The organism is Mesorhizobium sp. M2C.T.Ca.TU.002.02.1.1 (assembly GCF_003997225.1).
Window position 1 is genome coordinate 1 of sequence record NZ_RZTO01001509.1, and the last position, 479, is coordinate 479.

A 479-nucleotide genomic window follows, 5' to 3' on the forward strand; every position below is an offset into this window, starting at 1 on the left:
GATCTGGAGCGCGATGAAAGGTTGCATCGATCGCGGCCTGTCGCAGGACGGCATCATGCCGGGCGGGCTGAAGGTGCGCCGCCGCGCGCGGCAACTGCACGACAAGCTGCAGGAACAGTGGCAGCAGAACCGGCCCAATCCCTTGCTCGCCAATGACTGGCTGTCGATCTACGCGATGGCGGTCAACGAGGAGAATGCCGCCGGCGGGCGCGTGGTGACCGCGCCCACCAATGGCGCCGCCGGCACGTTGCCGGCGGTGCTGCGCTACTGGCTGCATTTCCATCCCGAGGCGGACCAGCCGAGCATACGCGACTTCCTGTTGACCGCCGCCGCAGTCGGCGGGATCATCAAATCGAACGCTTCGATCTCGGGCGCCGAAGTCGGCTGCCAGGGCGAAGTGGGTTCAGCTTCGGCAATGGCGGCCGCCGGACTTTGCGCGGTGATGGGCGGCACGCCCGAGCAAGTGGAGAATGCGGCCG

1 protein-coding gene is annotated in these 479 nt (G+C 67.4%); it reads left to right on the forward strand.

Annotated elements, in window-relative coordinates; translation table 11 throughout:
• Positions 1–479 (forward strand): L-serine ammonia-lyase, iron-sulfur-dependent, subunit alpha (locus tag EOD07_RS37010; protein ID WP_206519689.1); only part of this gene is annotated, 479 nt, incomplete at both ends.